Annotated in this window: 16 protein-coding genes and 2 riboswitches; of the genes, 8 read left to right on the top strand and 8 right to left on the bottom strand. The window is 73.0% G+C overall.

Translation table 11 applies throughout. From position 1 onward, the window contains the following. Positions 1–241 precede the first annotated feature (241 nt). The 4 genes from gcvP to ASE87_RS13660 all read right to left on the bottom strand — a co-directional run bounded on the left by gcvP (position 242) and on the right by ASE87_RS13660 (position 5,770). The gene (gcvP, locus tag ASE87_RS13675; RefSeq protein WP_082452631.1) at positions 242–3,169 is read right to left on the bottom strand and encodes an aminomethyl-transferring glycine dehydrogenase; all 2,928 of its coding nucleotides are present in this window, start codon (positions 3,167–3,169) and stop codon (positions 242–244) included. Next, a complete protein-coding gene (gcvH, locus tag ASE87_RS13670) occupies positions 3,166–3,543 on the bottom strand; it encodes a glycine cleavage system protein GcvH (protein WP_043595477.1) in 378 nt (125 codons plus the stop codon). The genes gcvP and gcvH overlap by 4 nt, the downstream gene beginning before the upstream one ends. A 27-nt stretch (positions 3,544–3,570) precedes the next feature. Continuing rightward, the gene (gene gcvT / locus ASE87_RS13665) at positions 3,571–4,692 is read right to left on the bottom strand and encodes a glycine cleavage system aminomethyltransferase GcvT (RefSeq protein ID WP_056229713.1); all 1,122 of its coding nucleotides are present in this window, start codon (positions 4,690–4,692) and stop codon (positions 3,571–3,573) included. A gap of 262 nt (positions 4,693–4,954) precedes the next feature. Beyond that, positions 4,955–5,066, bottom strand: a riboswitch (glycine riboswitch). A gap of 1 nt (position 5,067) precedes the next feature. Then, a riboswitch (glycine riboswitch) is annotated at positions 5,068–5,171 on the bottom strand. 146 nt (positions 5,172–5,317) lie between these two features. After that, positions 5,318–5,770: an SseB family protein gene (locus ASE87_RS13660; RefSeq protein WP_043595479.1), complete on the bottom strand. Its 453-nt coding sequence runs from the start codon at positions 5,768–5,770 to the stop codon at positions 5,318–5,320. A 118-nt stretch (positions 5,771–5,888) separates the two neighbouring features. Between ASE87_RS13660 and ASE87_RS13655 the strand changes: the two genes are divergently transcribed. Continuing rightward, positions 5,889–6,377, top strand: coding sequence for a hypothetical protein (locus ASE87_RS13655; protein ID WP_056229241.1), 489 nt, complete (start codon positions 5,889–5,891; stop codon positions 6,375–6,377). A gap of 31 nt (positions 6,378–6,408) precedes the next feature. On the opposite strand, the gene ASE87_RS13650 is transcribed toward ASE87_RS13655, so the two are convergent. Continuing rightward, positions 6,409–7,221: a putative protein N(5)-glutamine methyltransferase gene (locus tag ASE87_RS13650; protein ID WP_235472303.1), complete on the bottom strand. Its 813-nt coding sequence runs from the start codon at positions 7,219–7,221 to the stop codon at positions 6,409–6,411. A 56-nt stretch (positions 7,222–7,277) separates the two neighbouring features. Between ASE87_RS13650 and ASE87_RS13645 the strand changes: the two genes are divergently transcribed. From ASE87_RS13645 to ASE87_RS13615, 7 genes are all read left to right on the top strand, one after another. Continuing rightward, a complete protein-coding gene (locus ASE87_RS13645; RefSeq protein WP_056229238.1) occupies positions 7,278–7,760 on the top strand; it encodes an FBP domain-containing protein in 483 nt (160 codons plus the stop codon). A gap of 80 nt (positions 7,761–7,840) precedes the next feature. Continuing rightward, positions 7,841–8,152 carry an antibiotic biosynthesis monooxygenase gene (locus ASE87_RS13640; protein ID WP_056229235.1) on the top strand — a complete coding sequence of 104 codons (312 nt, stop codon included), beginning with the start codon at positions 7,841–7,843 and terminating at the stop codon, positions 8,150–8,152. A gap of 123 nt (positions 8,153–8,275) precedes the next feature. Next, positions 8,276–9,370 carry a sigma-E factor regulatory protein RseB domain-containing protein gene (locus ASE87_RS13635; protein WP_056229233.1) on the top strand — a complete coding sequence of 365 codons (1,095 nt, stop codon included), beginning with the start codon at positions 8,276–8,278 and terminating at the stop codon, positions 9,368–9,370. A 10-nt stretch (positions 9,371–9,380) separates the two neighbouring features. Then, positions 9,381–10,403 (top strand): ABC transporter ATP-binding protein, encoded by a 1,023-nt coding sequence (locus ASE87_RS13630; RefSeq protein WP_056229230.1) that lies wholly within the window; start codon positions 9,381–9,383, stop codon positions 10,401–10,403. Next, positions 10,390–11,274: an ABC transporter permease gene (locus tag ASE87_RS13625; protein WP_056229227.1), complete on the top strand. Its 885-nt coding sequence runs from the start codon at positions 10,390–10,392 to the stop codon at positions 11,272–11,274. Before ASE87_RS13630 ends, ASE87_RS13625 begins: the two co-directional genes overlap by 14 nt. A 44-nt stretch (positions 11,275–11,318) precedes the next feature. Next, positions 11,319–12,887: a hypothetical protein gene (locus ASE87_RS13620; protein WP_157489889.1), complete on the top strand. Its 1,569-nt coding sequence runs from the start codon at positions 11,319–11,321 to the stop codon at positions 12,885–12,887. 97 nt (positions 12,888–12,984) lie between these two features. Next, on the top strand, positions 12,985–13,476 hold the full coding sequence (locus tag ASE87_RS13615) for a MarR family winged helix-turn-helix transcriptional regulator (protein ID WP_043596034.1): 492 nt from the start codon (positions 12,985–12,987) through the stop codon (positions 13,474–13,476). Positions 13,477–13,500: 24 nt separating this feature from the next. Here ASE87_RS13615 and ASE87_RS13610 read toward each other — a convergent pair whose 3' ends face one another. The 3 genes from ASE87_RS13610 to ASE87_RS13600 all read right to left on the bottom strand — a co-directional run bounded on the left by ASE87_RS13610 (position 13,501) and on the right by ASE87_RS13600 (position 16,266). Then, positions 13,501–14,187, bottom strand: a complete 687-nt coding sequence (locus tag ASE87_RS13610; RefSeq protein ID WP_082452629.1) for an SDR family NAD(P)-dependent oxidoreductase — start codon at positions 14,185–14,187, stop codon at positions 13,501–13,503. 67 nt (positions 14,188–14,254) lie between these two features. Then, positions 14,255–15,268, bottom strand: a complete 1,014-nt coding sequence (locus tag ASE87_RS13605; protein WP_043596035.1) for a LacI family DNA-binding transcriptional regulator — start codon at positions 15,266–15,268, stop codon at positions 14,255–14,257. Between the two features lie 41 nt (positions 15,269–15,309). Next, a complete protein-coding gene (locus ASE87_RS13600) occupies positions 15,310–16,266 on the bottom strand; it encodes a carbohydrate ABC transporter permease (protein ID WP_082060081.1) in 957 nt (318 codons plus the stop codon). Position 16,267 lies beyond the last annotated feature (1 nt).

Genomic DNA, 16,267 nt, shown 5'->3' with positions numbered 1-16,267 from the left:
CACGGCCGGAACCGGGTCTTGACACCCGTCCGGGGGGCGAGTCTGATGGACGCACGGGTCACGGCGATCCGAGCTAGCCACACAGCGTGAGCTGTCCCCCGGGCGTCGATCGGGACGGTCGCCGCTACGTGAACGCCCTCCGCGACACTCGGCGGCCGACGTCCGAGGGACCCAGAGGAAACCGTCACCGCCCGACGGGATCGGGCGGTGACGGTTTCCCGTCCGTGGAGCGGGCCGTGGCCTAGGCGAACGCCTCGGCCGGCGGGCAGTTGCAGAACAGGTTGCGGTCACCGTAGGCCTGGTCGATCCGACGCACCGGCGGCCAGTACTTGCCGCGCACGAGCGAGCGGACCGGGTACACGGCCTCTTCGCGCCCGTACTCGGCGGTCCACTCGCCGACCACGACCGACTCGGCCGTGTGCGGCGCCCCGCGCAACGGGCTCGACTCGGCGGTGTACCGACCGGAGGCCACCTCGTCGGCCTCGCCCTTGATCGCGATCATGGCATCGACGAAGCGGTCGATCTCGGCCAGGTCCTCGCTCTCGGTCGGCTCGACCATGAGGGTGCCCGCGACGGGGAACGACATGGTCGGGGCGTGGAAGCCGTAGTCGATGAGGCGTTTGGCCACGTCGTCGACGGTGACCCCGGTCGCGTCGCGCAACGGTCGCAGGTCGAGGATGCACTCGTGCGCCACGAGGCCGTTCTCGCCCGCGTACAGCACCGGGAAGTGCTCGCGCAGGCGGGCGGCGACGTAGTTGGCCGCCAGGACGGCCGCCCCGGTCGCCCGGGTGAGGCCCTCGGTGCCCATCATGCGCACGTAGGCCCAGCTGATCGGCAGGATGCTCGGCGACCCGTACGGAGCGCTCGACACCGGCACACCGGCGTGGGCGAGGCGGTCGCCGTCGGCCGCGGGGGCGGCCCCGGTTCGGCGGTCGGCCTGCTGGGCCATCGGGTGGCCGGGCAGGAACGGTGCGAGGTGGGCCTTGGCCGCGACAGGACCCACGCCCGGACCGCCGCCACCGTGCGGGATGCAGAAGGTCTTGTGCAGGTTGAGGTGCGAGACGTCGCCGCCGAAGTCGCCGAACCGAGCCACGCCGAGCAGGGCGTTGAGGTTCGCCCCGTCCACGTAGACCTGGCCGCCGGCCGCGTGCACCGCGTCGGTGAGGGCGACGATGTCGTGCTCGTACACGCCGTGCGTCGACGGGTAGGTGATCATCAGCGCCGCGAGCTGGGCCGCGTGCTGCTCGACCTTGGCCCGCAGGTCGTCGAGGTCGACGTTGCCGCCCTCGTCGCAGGCGACCACGACGACGCGCATGCCCGCGAGCACCGCGCTGGCCGCGTTGGTGCCGTGCGCGCTCTGCGGGATCAGGCAGACCGTGCGCTCGACGTCGCCGTTCGACAGGTGGTAGCCGCGGATCGCGAGCAGACCGGCCAGCTCGCCCTGGCTGCCGGCGTTGGGCTGCAGCGAGACGGTGTCGTAGCCCGTGACCTCGGCCAGCCACCCTTCGAGCTGGCCTATCAGGTCGAGGTAACCCGCCACGTCGTCCGCCGGGGCGAACGGGTGTACGCCGGCGAACTCGGGCCAGGTGACCGCGGCCATCTCGGTCGCCGCGTTGAGCTTCATCGTGCAGCTGCCGAGCGGGATCATGCCGCGGTCGAGCGCGTAGTCCTTGTCGGCGAGGTGCTTGAGGTAGCGCATCATGCTGGTCTCGCTGCGGTGGGTGCGGAAGACCGGGTGCGTGAGGTAGTCGCTCGTCCGCAGCAGCGCCTCCTGCAGGCCCGAGGGCGCGGCGCCGTCGAGCAGGTCGACGCCGAGCACCTCGGCGACGGCCCGGACGTCGTCGGCCGTCGTGGTCTCGTCGAACGAGAGACGGACGCAGTCGTCGTCGACGGCGTGCAGCAGGTAGCCCCGATCGTGGGCCGCGGCGACGATCTCGGCCGCCCGACCCGGGACGAAGACCTGGAGGGTGTCGAAGAACGAGTCCCGCTCGAGCTCGAGCTCGCTCGCCCCGATCGCGGCCGCCAGGTCGGAGGCGTGGCCGTGCACGCGCGTCGCGATGTGCCGCAGCCCCCAGGGGCCGTGGTAGACCGCGTACATCGACGCCATCACGGCGAGCAGCACCTGCGCGGTGCAGATGTTCGACGTGGCCTTCTCGCGGCGGATGTGCTGCTCGCGGGTCTGCAGGCTGAGGCGGTAGGCGGGCTGGCCGACGGCGTCCTGCGAGACCCCGACCAGGCGACCGGGCAGCTGACGCTCGAGTCCGGTGCGGACGGCCATGTAGCCCGCGTGCGGGCCGCCGAAGCCCATCGGCACGCCGAACCGCTGGCTCGTGCCGACGGCGACGTCCGCCCCGAACTCGCCGGGTGCCTCGATCAGCGTGAGCGCAAGCAGGTCGGCGGCGACGACGGCCAGGCCGCCCTGGGCGTGGACCGCCTCGACGACGGCGCGAGGGCTCCAGACGGACCCGGACGCCGCGGGGTACTGCACGAAGAGGCCGAACGACTCGGGCAACTCGGCGGGGTCGAGCACCGAGAGGTCGAGCTCGACGAGTTCGATCCCGACGGCCTCGGCGCGGCCGGCGAGCAGGGCCTTGGTCTGCGGGAAGGTGTCGCTGTCGACGACGAAGACGTCGGTCTTCGCCTTCGACGCCCGGCGGGCCAGCAGCATGCCCTCGACGACGGCCGTGCCCTCGTCGAGCATCGACGCGTTGGCCGTCGTGAGCCCGGTCAGCTCGGCCACCATCGTCTGGAAGTTGATGAGGGCCTCGAGTCGACCCTGCGAGATCTCGGGCTGGTACGGCGTGTACGCGGTGTACCAGCTGGGGTTCTCGAGCACGTTGCGCTGGATGACGGCCGGGGTGACGGTGTCGTAGTACCCGAGACCGAGGAGGCTGCGCGAGACGCGGTTGCGCCCCGCCAGGGCGCGCAGCTCGGCGAGCGCCTCTTCTTCGCCGATCGGCTCGGGCAGCACGCTGCCCTCGACGGCCGCGGCGTGGATCGCGTCGGGCACGGCGGCCGCGACGAGCGACTCGACGCTGTCGTGCCCCACGGCGGCGAGCATCGTCGCCTGGTCACCCGGCGTGGTGCCGACGTGGCGGTCGACGAAGCCGGTGGCGACCTGGTCGGACCAGCCGCCGAAGACGGACCCGCCCGTCTGCCCGGCGCTCATTCGGCGGTCAGCGCGACGTACTCGTCGCGCGAGAGCAGGCCCTGGCCGTCGGTCGACGACAGGGTGATCTTGATGAGCCAGCCCTCGCCGAACGGGTCGCTGTTGACGAGGTCGGGGCTGTCGACGACGGCCTGGTTGGCCTCGAGCACGGTGCCGAGCGCGGGGGCGAAGAGCTCGCCGACCGACTTCGTCGACTCGATCTCGCCGACCACCGTGCCGGTCTCGACCTCGGTGCCCTCGGCGGGAAGGTCGACGTAGACGACGTCGCCCAGCTTGTCGGCCGCGTAGTCGGTGATGCCCACGGTGGCGGTGTCGCCGTCGATCAGGAGCCACTCGTGCTCGGCGGTGTACTTCAGTGCGGTGAGATCGGTCATGGCCGGTCCTTTCGAGGGAGGGGGTGCCTAGGAGCGCTTGTAGAAGGGCAGCGGGACGACGGTGGCGGCGACGGCGGTGCCGCGGACGTCGACGGCCAGTGCGGGACCGCGGTCGACGACGTCGGGGTCGACGTAGGCCATGGCCACCGGGTGGCCGAGGGTGGGCGACAGCGCGCCGCTCGTGACCTCGCCGACGACGGTGCCGTCGTCGGTGACGACCGGGTAGCCCGCCCGCGCCGCCCGACGCCCGGTGAGCGTCAGTCCGACGAGGACGCGGGCGCCGGCGGTGGGCTCGACGTTCGAGCGCCCGACGAAGTCCTTCGAGGTGTCGACGACCCGGCCGAGCCCCGCCTGGTCGGGGCGGACGTCGAGGCCGAGCTCGTGGCCGTAAAGCGGCATGCCGGCCTCGAGGCGGAGCGTGTCGCGGCTGGCCAGCCCCGCGGGGACGAGCCCTCGGGGTCCGCCGGCCTCGGCGATCGCGGCCCACAGCGACGGGGCGGTCTCGGGGTCGACGTAGAGCTCGAAGCCGTCCTCGCCGGTGTACCCGGTGCGCGCGATCAGCACGGGGGCGTCGTCGAAGGTGGCCTGCAGCACGCGGTAGTAACGCAGCGTCGACAGCGGGGCGTCGGGCTGGAGGCGGTCGGCCGTGACGAGTTCGTCGAGCACGCCCTCGCTCTCGGGCCCCTGGACCGCGATCAGCGCGGTGTCGTCGCTCTCGTCGTCGACCGTGACGTCGAACCCGGAGGCGCGGGTCGCGAGGGCCGCGAACGCCACCTCGCGGTTTCCCGCGTTGGCCACCACGAGGTAGTCGTGCTCGTCGAGGCGGTAGACGACGAGGTCGTCGACGATCCCGCCCTCGGCGGCCAGCAGGAGCGAGTACTTCGCCCGCCCGACGGCGATGGTCGAGAGCGTGCCGGCCAGGGCGTGGTCGAGGAAGGCGCCGGCGTCCGGCCCGACGACGGCGATCTCGGCCATGTGCGAGAGGTCGAAGAGCCCGGCGGCGGTGCGGACGGCGTGGTGCTCGGCGAGGTCGGAGTCGTAGCGGACGGGCATCTGCCAGCCCGCGAAGTCGGTGAACACGGCGCCGGCGGCGACGTGCACCTCGTGCAGCGGACTGAAGCGCTCGTCGGGTTCGTCGGAACCGCTCAGGTCGGGGTCGCCGCCCGGCCCCGTGGCGATGCCCTCGGTGCCGTCGTCGGAGAGGACGACGTCGCCGTCGAGCACGGCGGACGCCTCGGCACCGCGGAGGTCGTCGTCGTCGGGCCCGGGGGCGGCGGGAAGGTTCGAGGCTGCGTCGGACATCGGTGCTCCTGAGAGGGACGGACCGGCCGCCAGGTGTCTCGGCCGGGAACGGTGCCGTGCGGATGGCGCACGACGGGGCAGCCCTGCCCGGCGGTGCGCCGGGCGGGGCTCCCCCTCTGTCATGGGCCTGAGAGCTTCACCGGCCGGGGCCGGTTTTCACCGTGGGCGAGGACCGGCGAGAGGTCTGTCGACCGCCTCGCGCCTCCTGCTTTTCAGAGTGGCCAGTCCGTCGCGGTACGCGTACCTGAGAGATTGGCGGGGAGCTTGCTCCTTCGGTGCCCGGTCGGCGCAGTCTCTGCGCACCGGAGCTCTCCCGCGACGTGTTCGTGGCCCGATGTTCGGTTGTGGCGTCAGCCTAGCGTCGTCGTGTGACGCGCAGGTTTCGGGTGTGCACGCGATTTCGGTCGCCCTGACGACGATCGGCGCCCCGACCGGGTGGGGTCGGGGCGCCGGGAGGTCGTCGCGGGAGGCGTCAGACGGTGCGCGAGGGCTGCCCCGGCTCGGGCGAACCCGCGGCCTCGTGCTCGGCGACGAGCTTGCGCACGTCGTCCGCCAGCTGGGCGACGCCCTCGGGCAGCATCTCGAAGCCCTCGCGGTTGCCCGGGTTGACGACGAGGCCGGTCTCGGCCGGGATGGCCTGCACGAGCTCGGCAGCCGGGAGGGTCGCCGAGAACTCGGCCACGCCCTTGACCTGTTCGCCGATCATGTCGACGTGGGTGAAGGCGGCCAGCATCGGCACGCCCTCGCGGTCGAAGAGAACGGGCTGCAGGTCGTTCAGCGACTCTTGCGCGTCGGTGGCCGTGGCGACGACGACCTGGGCGTTGACGAACTCGGCGAGCACGCTGTTCATGTCGCCCTCACCCGCCTGGCCCTTGCTGATGGCCTGTTCGAGTGCGGTCTTTTCGCGGTTGTCCGTGTCGGTCATCCGACCAGCCTGCCGGGCGAACCTCCGTGTCGGCTCAGCGTCCCGCGTGGTGGGCGGCCCGGCCACTCGCTACCCTGTGCAACACCCCGCCGTGTCGCACCCACCTCGAGGAGCCCTCGTGCCCCGCAGCCTCCGCCTCCGCCCGTCCCCCCGATCCGCCGCGCCGGCCCTGGCCACCGCGGGTCTCGCCCTCGTGCTGCTCGTGTCCGGGTGCGCCGGCGGCGAGCCGGCCTCGTCGCCGAGCCCGACGAGCACCGCGTCGGTCACGCCCACGCCGACGGCCTCGGACGACGCGACGGCCCTGCCCGACGCCACCGCGCTGCCGACGACCGAGCCGCCCGCTCCCTCCACGGCCCAGGCCCAGGAGGCGCCCCCCGCGTGGCACGCGTGCGTCACGGCGGTCGGTCAGCAGTACCCCGACCTGCCGTACCTGGGCGACGTCTGGGCCTACGAGGCCGACGACGTCCGCGACAGCGACGTCGGCGCGATCGCCACCGTCACGATGGGCCACCTCGCCGACGGTCGCCCCGCCACCGAGTGGACCTGCCAGATCTCGGGCACCCCCGAGTCCCCCGTCGTCGACTGGGTCTCGCCGGCCGACCTCTGAGCCGCGGTCGCCCCCGCCGTCGCCGGTCCGTCTAGGCCGCGACGGCGACGACGACCGTGCCGTCGATCTCGTGGTCGCGGACGACCCGGGCCCGGAGACCCGCGGCGACCAGCGCCTCCTGTGTGTCGGCCGCCTGACGTCCGCTCGTCTCGAGGACCAGGGTGCCGCCGGGCGCCAGCCAGTCGGCGACCTCGGCGGCGATCCGTCGGTGGAGGTCGAGCCCGTCGGCCCCGCCGTCGAGGGCGAGCGACGACTCGTGGAGGCGCGCCTCGGGCGGCAGGGACGAGATCGCCCCGGTCGGCACGTAGGGCGCGTTCGCCGCGATCACCCGGAACCGGCCGCGCAGCGACGGGGGCAGCCCGTCGAACAGGTCTCCCCGGACGACGGTTCCCCTTCCGTCGAGGTTGCGACGGGCGCAGTGCACGGCGGCCGGGTCGAGGTCGGTGGCCCAGAGGTCGAGACCGGGGTGCTCGGCGGCGAGCACGGTCGCGACGGCGGCGGCGCCGCAGCAGAGCTCGAGCACGGCGAGGGGACCGGTGGCGAGACCCCCCGCGGCACCCGCCTCGGCGAGCGCCACCTCGGCCTGCCGCAGGACCAGCTCGGTCCGGCGGCGGGGCACGAAGACGCCGGGCTCGACGACGACCCGTCGCCCGGCGAAGGCCGCCCAGCCGAGGACCTGCTCGAGCGGTCGGCCTGCGACGCGGTCGGCGACCATCGTCTCGAGCGCCTCGCCGTCGGCGGCCTCGTCGAGCAGCAGCCGCGCCTCGTCCTCGGCGAAGACGCAGCCCGCGGCCCGCAGTCGTCGGGTGACGACCTGCTCACGGTCGGCCCCGGGGATGGTCACGCGCCCACGCTAGACCGACGCGTAGGCTGACGAGACCCGACGGCACGAGGGAGAACATGAAGCCGCTGACCGAGAACGACATCCGCGAGTCGTTCGTCAACGCCCTGCCGGGCGACCTCGACCGCCTCCCGATCCCCGGACTGCACGAGATGCTCTGGGAGGACCGGGAGTTCCTGGGCTGGCGTGACCCCCAGGCCCACCACCGGGGCTACATCGTCCACTGGATGGACGGCCGGCCCGTCGGTCTCGTCGTCCGGTCGTCGAGCAGCTCGCTGCGCCCCGGCATCGCCGCCATGTGCTCGCTCTGCCACTCGCCCCAGCCGGCCACGCAGGTGCGCCTCTTCACCGCTCCCAAGGCCGGCGAGGCCGGACTGAACGGCAACACGCTCGGCACCTACATCTGCGAGGACCTCGCCTGCTCGCTGCTGATCCGGGTCGCTCCCCCGCACCTCAACCCGCCCGAGCAGATCGCCCGCCGGTCGGTCGGCCTCGCCGAGCGGGTGCAGGGCTTCACGGCCAACGTCATGAAGACCGCCTGACGCGCGGCCGTCCCGCACACCGTCACCGCACCTCCTGCCGTCCCCTCACACCCCCAGCACCTCCACCGAAAGGCACCGTCGTGTCCGTCGTCAAGATCAACGCCATCCACGTCCCCGCAGGCTCGGGCGCCGAGCTCGAGAAGCGCTTCGCCGCGCGCAAGCACTCGGTCGACGGAGCGGAGGGGTTCGAGGGATTCCAGCTGCTGCGTCCCGTCAAGGGCGACGACCGCTACTTCGTCGTGACGACCTGGCGCAGCGAAGAGGACTTCGCGGCCTGGTCGGCCGACGGCGCGAAGGCCGCCCACGCCCGTCCCGCCGGATCGGGAGAGGCTCCGCGCGGCCCCGTCGCCACCGGTGCCGACCTGCTCGAGTTCGAGGTCGTCGAACTCTGATCCCCACTTCGCTCGACGTCGAGCCGATGTGGGTCACGGTGACAGCGATCTCCAGGCTTCGCGCGTAGTCTCCTGCCCAATCGCCGACCCGCTCGGGGCCCGGCGTGAGAGGTCGCGATCGTCATGAAGAAGTCCACCCGCTGGGCCACCGCCGCCGCCGTCCCCGTGGCCGTCATCGCCGCGAGCATCGTGGTCCCCGCCGTCTCGGCCACGGCCGACGTCGACCTGCCCGACAAGACGCCGCAGCAGGTGCTGGCCCTCGCCGCCTCGAGCTCGGAGGCGTCCTACTCGGGCACGATCGAGCAGACCTCCGACCTCGGGCTCCCCGACGTGTCGGCCCAGGCCACGGGCGGCGGGTCGTCGTCCGACGCCGCCGGCGCCCTCGAACTGCTGACCGGCAGTCACATCGCCAAGGTGTACGCCGACGGCGCCTCGAAGCAGCGCGTCCAGGTGATCGACCAGCTCGCCGAGCGCGACGTCATCCGTGACGGATCGAGCGTCTGGGCGTACGACTCGAAGACGAAGGAAGCGACGCACGCGACGCTGCCCGCCCAGGGGACCACCGAGAAGCCGAGCGCCCTGCCCGACGGCACCTCCGTCCCGCAGACCCCGGCCGAACTGGCCGACCTCGTCCTGTCGTCGGTCGAGCCCACGACGACCGTCACGGCCGACTCCGACGTCAGGGTGGCCGGACGGGACGCGTACCGGGTCGTCCTGACCCCGAAGGACTCCTCGACGCTCGTCGCGAGTGCGACCCTCACCGTCGACGCCGAGACCGGCGTCCCGCTCAAGGTCGTCGTCGCCGCGAAGGGGCAGAGCGACCCGGCCCTGTCGGCCGGGTTCACCTCGGTCGACTTCGGCGCCCCTGCGGCGTCCGTCTTCGCGTTCACTCCGCCGGCGGACGCGACCGTGACCGACGTGACCGTGCCGACCGGCGCCTCCGGACGGTCGCACGGTGACGCGGCGCACGCCGAGAAGACCGTGATCGGCTCCGGGTGGAGCACGATCGTCGGGGTCACCCCGGCGGCGGGGTCGACCGACGGCACCTCGTCGGCCGACGCCGACACCACGGGGTTGCTCGACCAGCTCACGACGAAGGTCGACGGCGGTCGCGTGCTCGAGACCTCGCTGGTCTCGGTCCTGCTCACCGACGACGGCCGGGTCTTCGCCGGGGCGGTCGACGCCTCGACGCTGCAGGCCGCCGTCGCCGGTCAGTGACCTCCGGCCGGTGAGCCACGACACCGCCACCGTCCCGGCGTCGACCGACGGTGACGCGTCCCGAGGGGCGTTCGCCGTCGAGACGACGGGTCTGACGAAGCAGTTCGGGCGTCAGCGTGCCGTCGACGGCGTCGACCTCGCGGTCCCCCACGGCAGCGTCTACGGGTTCCTCGGACCGAACGGCTCGGGCAAGACCAGCACGATCCGCATGTTGCTGGGGCTAACCGCGGCGTCGAGTGGCGACATCCGGGTGCTCGGCGGGTCCATGCCCGACGACCTGCGCCGCGTCCTGCCCCGCGTCGGCGCGCTCGTCGAGGGTCCGGCGTTCTATCCGTTCCTGTCGGGCCGGGCGAACCTGCACCGCCTCGACTCGGGTGACCGCTCGGCCCCGCCCGCCACGCGCCGTGCCCGGGTCGACGCCGCCCTCGACCGCGTCGGGCTCGGTCACGCCGCCTCGAAGAAGGCCCACGCGTACTCGCTCGGCATGAAGCAGCGCCTCGGCATCGCGAACGCCCTTCTCATGCCCCGAGACCTGCTGGTGCTCGACGAGCCCAGCAACGGCCTCGACCCGCAGGGCACGCGCGAGGTCCGCACCCTCATCCGCTCCCTCGCCGACGAGGGCACGACCGTCTTCGTCTCGAGTCACCTGCTCAGCGAGGTCGAGCAGATGTGCACGCACATCGGCGTGATGAGCGCCGGTCGGCTGCTGACCCAGGGCACGCTCGACGACCTGCGCGCGCTCGGCACGCACCGGGTCCGCCTGCTCACGCCCGACCCGGACGCCGCCCGCGACGTCCTCGTGCGCCTGGGGCTCGCCCCGGAGGCGCGGGCCCGGCCGGACGCGACGCCCGCGACCGCAGGCGGTTCGGTGAGCGTGGAGGCCGAGCTCGCCGTCGAGGGGCTCTCGCCCGAGTCGATCGTCGTCGCCCTCGTCGCCGCGGACGTGCGCGTGCGCGGATTCGAGGTGGCCGGGGCCAGCCTCGAGGACCGCTTCGTCGACCTGACCGGGGAGGGCTTCGATGTCGCCGGCTGACCCCAGGGACTCGCGTCCCGACGCCGTCCTGCCCGCCGACCGCACGCGGGGCGGTCTGGGTCTCGCCCTGCTGGGAAGCGAACTGGCGGTGCTCTTCCGCCGCGTCCGCACGATCGCGCTGCTCGCCGCGCTGGCCCTGATCCCGGTGCTGCTCGCCGTCGCCGTCCGGGTCACGTCGTCCGACGGCGGCAGTGGTCGAGGGCCGGCCTTCCTCGGCGACATCACGCAGAACGGCCTCTTCGTCTCGCTCACCGCCCTGACGGTGGCGATCCCGCTCTTCCTCCCGCTGACCGTGGGGGTCGTCGCGGGCGACACGATCGCGGGCGAGGCGAGCCTCGGCACCCTGCGGTACCTGCTGGTGACGCCGGTGGGCCGGGTGCGCCTCCTGCTCGTCAAGTTCGCGGCGGCCGCGGCGTTCTGCCTCGCCGCCACGCTCGTGGTGGTCGTGTTCGGGGCGATCGCCGGGGCCGCGCTGTTCCCGGTCGGGCCGGTCACCCTGCTCTCCGGGCAGACGATCGGCCTGGGCGAGTACGCCCTGAGGCTGCTGCTGATGGCGCTCTACGTCACGATGTCGTTGCTCGGCCTGAGCGCCATCGGCCTGTTCGCCTCGACGCTGACGAGCGTGCCCGTCGGGGCCATGGCGGCCACGATCGTGCTCTCGACCGTCGCCCAGATCGTCGATGCGCTGCCGCAACTGGACGTCCTGGACCCCTGGCTGTTCACGCACCACTGGCTGGGATTCGCCGACCTGATGCGCGACCCGGTCTCGTGGGACTCGTTCGGCGCCAACGCCCTGCTGCAGGCCGGCTACGTCGTGGTCTTCGGTGCCCTGGCGCTCGGCCGCTTCACCACCAAGGACGTCCTGAGCTGAGCCGTCGGCGCACCCGTGTCGGCGGTCGCGGTTACCGTGGATCGGTGCTTTCCCGTACCCGCCGATCCCGTGTCCCCTCCCGCCCCATCCGCTTGACCGTGGCGGCGTCGCTCGCCACCGTGGCCCTGCTCGCCGCGACCGGCTGCACGTCCACGTCGACCGACGACGCCGACGGGCGCACGGCCCTCGTCACCCACGAACAGGAGGCGCGGGTCACCGTGGTCGGCGCCGCCACCGCCCCCGAGAGGGCCGTCGAGGCCAGCCGGGCGATGTTCGCGTCGAGTCCGGTGGCCGTCGTCGCCCCGGACGGCGACCAGGCAGGCCAGGCCGAGGCGGCCGACGAGGCCGCTCGACTGGGCGTGCCGATGCTGCTCGCCCCGGCGGGCACCTCGACCGGGTCGCCGTCCGGCGGCCCGTCGAGCGGCGGCCCGTCGAGCGGGCCGTCCGTCCTGGCGGCCGAGCTCGACCGGCTCGGTGTCGAGACGGTGCTGGCGGTGGGCGACGTGGGGGCGATCGACGGGGCGGGAGTCGAGATCGCGACCACCGCCTCCTCGGTCGACGTGCCCGACGCGGCGACGCCCCTCGACGACGTCCTCGCCGTCGTGGCAGGGGGCGACGACGTCGCGGCCACGGCCACCGCACGGGCCGCGGGTGCCGAGGTGCAGGCCCTGCCCGACGGGGTCGTCGACCTGCAGTCCTCCGGTGAGGCGATCGACGCACTGCACGCCTCGACGACGACCGACACGGTGTTGATCGGGTCGACGTTCACGGCGGTGCGCGACCCCGGGTGGTCGGTCGCGGCGGCCCGGTCCGGGGCACAGCTGCCCGGCGGCGGCCAGCGGTTCTTCCCCGACCGACGGTTCGTGGCGCTCTACGGCGCTCCCGGCACCGGGGCGCTCGGCGTGCTCGGCGAGCAGGACGTCGCCGCGACCGTGCAGCGCGCCGCCGACGTCGCGGCGAGCTACGACGCGGCGAGCGACCGTCCCGTGGTGCCGATGCTCGAGGTCATCGCGACGGTCGCCGCCGGTGCCGCGGGGGACGACGGCGACTACTCGAACGAGCTGTCGGTCGAGAGCATCGAGCCCTACGTGGACGCAGCGGCCGCCGCCGGACAGTACGTGGTGATCGACCTGCAGCCGGGTCGGGCGGACTTCCTCAGCCAGGCGAAGCGCTACGAGTCGCTCCTGTCGCGGCCGAACGTCGGCTTGGCGCTCGACCCCGAATGGCGCCTCGAGGCCGACCAGGTGCCGTTGCGCCAGATCGGCGGCGTCGAGGCGAGCGAGGTGAACGCCGTGTCGACCTGGCTGGCCGACCTCGTGGCCTCGAAGGGTCTGCCGCCGAAGATGTTCGTCCTGCACCAGTTCCGTCTCGACATGCTGCGCGACCGGGCGTCGATCGACACGTCCCGACCCGAGCTGGCCACGCTGATCCACGCCGACGGCCAGGGCTCGCAGCCCGACAAGCAGGCCACCTGGCGCACGCTGCACGACGGCGCTCCGGCCGGGGTCGCCTGGGGCTGGAAGAACTTCTACGACGAGGACACCCCGATGCTCTCCCCCGAGCAGACCATGGCCGACGTGTCGCCGACGCCCGACCTGGTGACGTACCAGTAGCGCGTCGTCGAGGTCGCTCCGGCGACCCGTGCGGACGATTCACCGGCAGGTGGACGAAGATGAGGAGTCCGAAACCGACCGATGGGAACGCAGCACCGTGGCCACGAACGACGAAGTCGACCTGATCATCGACGCCTGGGCCCGCGAGCGCCCCGACATCGACTTCGCACCCCTCGACGTCTTCTCGCGCCTCCGCCGCCTGTCGCGGCGCCTCGACCGCATCCGCAGCGAGGCGTTCGCCCACGCGGGCCTCGAGATCTGGGAGTTCGACGTGCTCTCGGCCCTGCGTCGGGCCGGTGACCCCTTCCAGCTCAGCCCGAAGCACCTCGTCACGGCGACCATGGTCACGAGCGGCACCATGACGAACCGACTCGACCGTCTGGTCGAGCGCGGCCTCGTCGAACGTCACGGCGACCCGAGCGACGGCCGCGGTGTGCTGGTGCGCGTGACCGAGGACGGCATCGCTCGGGTCGACGCCGCCATGCTGAGCTTGGTCGATGCCGAGAGCGCCAGGTTGCACTCTCTCTCGCCAGCCCAGCAGGCCCAGCTCGCCGACCTGTTGCGCCTGGTCGGCGACGAGTTCAGCTAGCAGCAGCGTCGGGCCGGTCGTGGATCAGCTCGAGAACGCCGAGCTGGGCAGGTCCTTCTCGCCGTCGACGATCGCGCGCACGATGCGCTCGGCCACCGCGTCCGGGTCGAGGGCCGCACCGAACGCCGGCGCCGTCCCGGCGACCGCCCGCGTGGCGAGGCCGGTGTCGGTGTGCCCCGGGCGCGCGTCGAGCACGCGGATGCCGTCTCGCCGGTACTCGCGTCCGGCGGCCGACGCGAAGGACGCCAGGGCCGCCTTGGACGCCGAGTAGGCGGCCATCCCCACGGTCGCGGCCTCGGACACGACGCCGCTGATCGTCACGACGAAGGGTTCGCGACCGGCCGCCGCGGACTCCGCGAGGGCGGCGTGCGCGGCGCGCACCAGACGGATGGGCCCGAGAGCGTTCGTCTCGACGAGTTCGTCGAGCGTGTCGTCGTCGAGGTCCTTCGCCGCTCCGAAGGCGACGACGCCCGCGGCCACCACGACGCCGTCGAGGCGTCCGTGCTCGTCGAGCGCCGACCGGACCAGCGCCGCGCCTCCCGACCGGTCGCGCAGGTCGGCGAGGTAGGCGCCGGTACCCGACAGCGACTCGGGGCGTCGGGCCGCACGGACGACGACGGCCCCTTCGTCCTCGAGCATCGCGGCGACACGCACGCCGAGTCCGCCGGACGCGCCGGCCACGAGCACCACGGCTCCGTCGAGATCGGTCATGCCGCCGACCCTACGCGCGCGCCGCCGTCCGGCGCCGGGGAGGACACCGCAGGAGGCGCGGGTCGCGTCAGGCGGACGCGCGCACCACCAGCTCGGTCGGCAACGTCATCGCGGCGGGCTTCTCGCCGTCGATCACCTGCAGCAGCAGGCGCACCATCTCGTTGCTGATGCGGTCGAACGGCTGACGCATGGTCGTCAGCGCCGGTGTCGTCTCGGTCGCGACGCGGGAGTCGTCGAACCCGGCCACGGCGACGTCCTCGGGCACCCGACGGCCGGCGGCCCGCAGGGCGTCGATCGCCCCGGCGGCCATGCGGTCGTTGCCCGCGAACACGGCGTCGACGTCGGGGTGGTCGGCGAGCAGCGAGGCCATCGCGACGCGACCGCTCTCGCGCCCGTAGTCGCCGTGACGCACGAGCGACTCGTCGAGGTCGCCACCCAGCTCGGCGCGGTAGCCCTCGAGCCGGGTGATGCCGCCGGGGGTGTCGGCGGGGCCCGTGATGGTGGCGATGCGGCGACGCCCGAGACCGCGGAGGTAGGCCACCATCTCGCGGGCACCCTCACGGTCGTCGGCCGCGACCCAGCCCATCTTCTTCTCGTGTCCGAGCGGGATGCCACAGGCGATCGCCGGCACCCCCGACTCGACGACGTCCGTCAGCAGGCGGCCGCCGCTGTGTGCCGAGACGAGCAGGACGCCGTCGACGTGGCCGGCGCCGATGTACGCCAGCGCCCGCTGCTGTTCGGCCGGCGACCCGGCCATGATCAGCACGAGCGAGACGTCGCGGTCGGCGAGGGCCGCGGCGGCCCCGCGCAGCAGGATCGAGAAGTTGGGGTCCTCGAAGAGCTGCTGGTGGTCCTCGGTGAGCAGGAAGGCGACCGAGCCGGTGCGGTTCGTCGCGAGGCTGCGCGCATGCGGGTTGACGCGGTACCCGGTGGCCTTGATGGCCGCCTCGACGGCGGTCTTGGCCTCGGGGCTGACCCACCGGCCGCCGTTGAGCGCCCGCGAGACGGTGCCCCGCGAGACGCCCGCCGCCGTCGCGACGTCGTCGATGGTCGGTCGTCCCCGACCCGTCGCGCTGCTCACGCGGCCAGCATAGGGTGCCGCCGGCGCCGGGCCCGCCGGCACTACTTGACCGCGCCGGCGGCGAGGTCGACCTTCCAGAAGCGCTGCAGCACCAGGAAGATGGCGATCAGCGGGATGACCGACAGCAACGCCCCGGTGATGACGAGCGTGTAGAGCGCCGGCGCCGACGCCCCCTGGTTGAGCAGGCCGTTGAGGCCGACCGTCAACGGGAACAGCGAGTCGTCGCCGAGCATGATGTACGGCAGCATGAAGTTGTTCCAGATGGCGACGAACTGGAACAGGAAGATCGTCACGAGTCCCGGCAGCAGCATCGGGACCGCGATGCGACCGAAGATGCCCATCTCACGGGCCCCCTCGGTGCGCGCGGCCTCGATCACGTCGGTCGGCACGGCGGCCGCGGCGTAGATGCGGGCGAGGTAGATGCCGTAGGGGCTGATGATCTGCGGCAGCAGCACGCCCCAGAAGGTGTTCGTCAGGCCGACGTTCGCCAGCAGGAAGTACTGCGGGATCGCCAGGATGACGCCGGGCACGAGCACGCCCATCAGCAGCACGTTGAAGACGACCTTCTTGCCGGGGAACTCGAACTTCGCGAGCACGTAGCCCGAGAGCGCCGAGACGAACGTCGACGCGATCGCACCGATGCCGGCGTAGAGGGCCGTGTTGAGCATCCACCGCCAGAACAGGCCGTCGCGGTACTGCGTGAGGGCGACGACGTTGTCGAGCAGGTGACCGCTCGGCGCGAGCGTGAAGGTCGAGAAGAGCTCGCCGCCGTCCTTGGTCGAGGCCATGACGACCCAGAGCACCGGGAACAGGCAGTAGACGGCGCCGATCAGCAGCAGCACCGTCGAGACGACGCTCGGCCGTTCGGCGTGCAGGCGCGGGGCGGCCGGGTCGCGCGGCACCTTGCCCGAGGCTCCGCGGCCCGTCGAGGAGGCGCGGGTCGGGTCGGGCACCGGGGCCGCCGCGTCGCGGGAGCCGTCGAGGTCGATCGTGGTCATG

This window comes from Frigoribacterium sp. Leaf44 (assembly GCF_001421865.1).
Lineage (GTDB): Bacteria > Actinomycetota > Actinomycetes > Actinomycetales > Microbacteriaceae > Frigoribacterium.
Note: the sequence above shows the minus strand (reverse complement) of the source record. Positions and strands in the feature narration are given on the sequence as shown.

Coding starts and splice junctions, on each gene's coding strand:
- ASE87_RS13610 (WP_082452629.1), bottom strand. CDS start 14,187: ATGACCGATCTCGACGGAGCCGTGGTGCTCGTGGCCGGCGCGTCCGGC.
- ASE87_RS13645 (WP_056229238.1), top strand. CDS start 7,278: ATGAAGCCGCTGACCGAGAACGACATCCGCGAGTCGTTCGTCAACGCC.
- gcvP (WP_082452631.1), bottom strand. CDS start 3,169: ATGAGCGCCGGGCAGACGGGCGGGTCCGTCTTCGGCGGCTGGTCCGAC.
- gcvH (WP_043595477.1), bottom strand. CDS start 3,543: ATGACCGATCTCACCGCACTGAAGTACACCGCCGAGCACGAGTGGCTC.
- ASE87_RS13660 (WP_043595479.1), bottom strand. CDS start 5,770: ATGACCGACACGGACAACCGCGAAAAGACCGCACTCGAACAGGCCATC.
- ASE87_RS13600 (WP_082060081.1), bottom strand. CDS start 16,266: ATGACCACGATCGACCTCGACGGCTCCCGCGACGCGGCGGCCCCGGTG.
- ASE87_RS13625 (WP_056229227.1), top strand. CDS start 10,390: ATGTCGCCGGCTGACCCCAGGGACTCGCGTCCCGACGCCGTCCTGCCC.
- ASE87_RS13635 (WP_056229233.1), top strand. CDS start 8,276: ATGAAGAAGTCCACCCGCTGGGCCACCGCCGCCGCCGTCCCCGTGGCC.